Raw genomic sequence first — 2,691 nt, forward strand, 5'->3', positions numbered from 1 at the left:
CCATGACCCGCACCATCCGCGCCCCCCGCGGCGCCACCCTCCACTGCAAAGGCTGGCTCCAGGAAGCCGCCTACCGCATGCTCCAGAATAACCTCGACCCCGAGGTGGCCTATGACCCGGAACACCTCATCGTCTACGGCGGGCGCGGCCGGGCGGCCCGCAACTGGGAGGCGTTCGACGCCATCCTGCGCAGCCTGCGCGAACTGGAAGACGACGAGACGCTGCTCGTCCAGAGCGGCAAGCCGGTGGCCGTCTTTCGCACCCACGCCGACGCCCCGCGCGTCCTCATCGCCAACTCCAACATCGTCCCCCACTGGGCCACCCAGGAGAACTTCGACCGCTGGGAGGCGGAGGGGCTGATCATGTACGGCCAGATGACGGCCGGCAGCTGGATCTACATCGGCACGCAGGGCATCCTGCAAGGCACGTTCGAGACGTTCGCCGAGGCGGCGCGGCAGGCGGGCTGGCCCTCCTTGCGCGGCAAGTGGGTGCTGACGGCCGGGCTGGGCGAGATGGGCGGGGCGCAACCGCTGGCCGTCACGATGAACGAGGGCGTGGCCCTGGTGGTCGAGGTGGATGAGTGGCGCGCCCGCCGCCGGCTGGAGCACCGCTACATCGACGAGGTCAGCGAAGACCTGGAGGACGCCCTGCGCCGCGTCCGGCACTACGTCGAGGCGGGCGAACCGCGCTCCGTCGGCCTCATCGCCAACGCCGCGACCATCTTCCCCGAACTGCTGGCGCGCGGGCTGCGGCCGGACGTGATCACCGACCAGACCTCGGCCCACGACTACCTGGCCTACTTCCCCGACGACCTCAGCTTCGAGGACGGCAAGGCGCTGCGCGACCGCGACGCCCACGCCTTCGCCCGCCTCTCCGCCCAGGCCATGGCCCGCCAGTGCGCGGCGATGGTGGAGTTCCAGCGGCGCGGCGCCATTGTGTTCGACTACGGCAACAACCTGCGCCAGCGCGCCTTCGACGAGGGGGTGGCCGACGCCTTCAGCTACCCCGGCTTCGTGCCCGCCTACGTCCGGCCGCTCTTTTGCGAGGGCAAGGGGCCGTTCCGCTGGGTGGCCCTGAGCGGCGACCCGGAAGACATCCGCGTCACGGACGAGGCCATCCTGGATCTGTTCCCCGACGACGCCCACCTGCGGCGCTGGATTCGCATGGCCCAGCAGCGGGTGCACTTTCAGGGCTTGCCGGCGCGCATCTGCTGGCTGGGCTATGGCGAGCGCCACCGGGCGGGGCTGCGCTTCAACGAGCTGGTGGCCTCCGGCGCGGTAAAGGCCCCCATCGTCATCGGCCGCGACCACCTGGACGCCGGCTCCGTGGCCAGCCCCAACCGCGAGACGGAAGGCATGCGCGACGGCAGCGACGCCATCGCCGACTGGCCGGTGCTGAACGCGCTCATCAACGCCGTCAGCGGGGCGACGTGGGTCAGCTACCACCACGGCGGCGGCGTGGGCATCGGCTACAGCCTGCACGCCGGGCAGGTGATCGTGGCCGACGGCACGCCGGCCGCGGCGCGGCGGCTGGAGCGGGTGCTGACGGTGGACCCGGGCATGGGCGTGGCGCGGCACGTGGACGCGGGGTATGAGCGGGCGATTGAGGTGGCGAGGGAGCGGGGGATTAAGATTCCGATGATGGAGTAGAAACGGAGTTTCTTCTGAGAAACTCCGTTTCTAAAGTGGTATAATCAGTGCTGAATGGAGCAAGAGCGAGGCGCATGGATGCAGTCGGTCACGGTTCAACTCCCCGATAATCTCTATCAGCGCATGCGGCGGCGCGCACGCGAGCGCAACCGCTCGGTTGAAGATGAAGTGGCGGCGGTTGTGGCCCAGGTGGTCGCGGCGACAGTGCCCAGCACGGCCGACCTGTTAGAGCAATTGCCCCATCTAGCCGACGATGACCTTTGGCGGGCCGCTCGATTGCGTGTGGCGGCCGACCGGGCCGAGCGCATGCAGCTTCTGGTGTGGAAACAGCAGGGGGAAGGGCTGACGGCCGCCGAGGAGGATGAGGCGCAGCAGCTCCAGCACTACGCCCAACAGGTGATGCTCATCCGCGCCGAGGCCGCGGCGTTGTTGGCGGAACGCGGTCACGATGTTGGCCCCTTGCGCAACCCTGTTGCTGAATGACGAGCGGGCCAACCGCGGCGCTTCGGGCTGTGGTCGCCCGGCGCGCTCGCTATCGTTGCAGCTACTGCCAAAGCCAGGAGGATGTGGTCGGCACGCTGTTTACGCTCGACCACATTATTCCCCAGGCCTTGGGCGGCAGTGACGAAATCGGCAACCTGTGCCTGGCGTGCTGGGACTGCAATCGCCTCAAACAAACGCATGTCACCGGCATCGATCCACAGGATGGGCAACGCGTGCCGCTATTTGATCCCAATCGCCAGGTGTGGGCTGAACATTTTGCGTGGGCGGAAGAAGCTACGCTGATCGAGGGCCTCACACCGGTTGGCCGTGCCACGGTGGCGCAGTTGCAGTTAAACCGGCCGATCCTGCTCAGGGCGCGACAGCGCTGGATGCGGGCCGGGTGGCATCCACCTCATCCATAACAACGCCGGGCAGCACCGCCGCGCCGATTCCCGCAGCCTATAGATTGAAGTGGCAGGACTTTTCACTAGTCGGTCGCGACGCCCAGACCTGACAGGTGGGCGGCCAATGGTGAGCCTTGTGGCCGCCCACCTGTCAG

3 protein-coding genes are annotated in these 2,691 nt (G+C 68.0%); all 3 read left to right on the top strand.

Features of this window, described 5'->3' with window-relative positions; translation table 11 throughout:
* Positions 1–2 precede the first annotated feature (2 nt).
* The 3 genes from hutU to ACE3UY_RS18355 all read left to right on the top strand — a co-directional run bounded on the left by hutU (position 3) and on the right by ACE3UY_RS18355 (position 2,554).
* A complete protein-coding gene (hutU, locus tag ACE3UY_RS18345) occupies positions 3–1,649 on the top strand; it encodes a urocanate hydratase (protein ID WP_374688930.1) in 1,647 nt (548 codons plus the stop codon).
* Positions 1,650–1,727: 78 nt separating this feature from the next.
* Entirely contained in the window at positions 1,728–2,132 is a 405-nt protein-coding gene (locus tag ACE3UY_RS18350; protein ID WP_374688931.1) for a hypothetical protein, read from the top strand.
* Positions 2,129–2,554: an HNH endonuclease gene (locus tag ACE3UY_RS18355; RefSeq protein WP_374688932.1), complete on the top strand. Its 426-nt coding sequence runs from the start codon at positions 2,129–2,131 to the stop codon at positions 2,552–2,554. The genes ACE3UY_RS18350 and ACE3UY_RS18355 overlap by 4 nt, the downstream gene beginning before the upstream one ends.
* Positions 2,555–2,691: the final 137 nt, after the last annotated feature.

The sequence above is a fragment of the Promineifilum sp. (SeqCode) genome, from assembly GCF_041918635.1.
Lineage (GTDB): Bacteria > Chloroflexota > Anaerolineae > Promineifilales > Promineifilaceae > Promineifilum.

Bases quoted from the DNA above. Each gene is read 5' to 3' on its own strand.
- ACE3UY_RS18350 (WP_374688931.1), top strand. From the start codon at position 1,728: ATGCAGTCGGTCACGGTTCAACTCCCCGATAATCTCTATCAGCGCATG.
- ACE3UY_RS18355 (WP_374688932.1), top strand. From the start codon at position 2,129: ATGACGAGCGGGCCAACCGCGGCGCTTCGGGCTGTGGTCGCCCGGCGC.
- hutU (WP_374688930.1), top strand. From the start codon at position 3: ATGACCCGCACCATCCGCGCCCCCCGCGGCGCCACCCTCCACTGCAAA.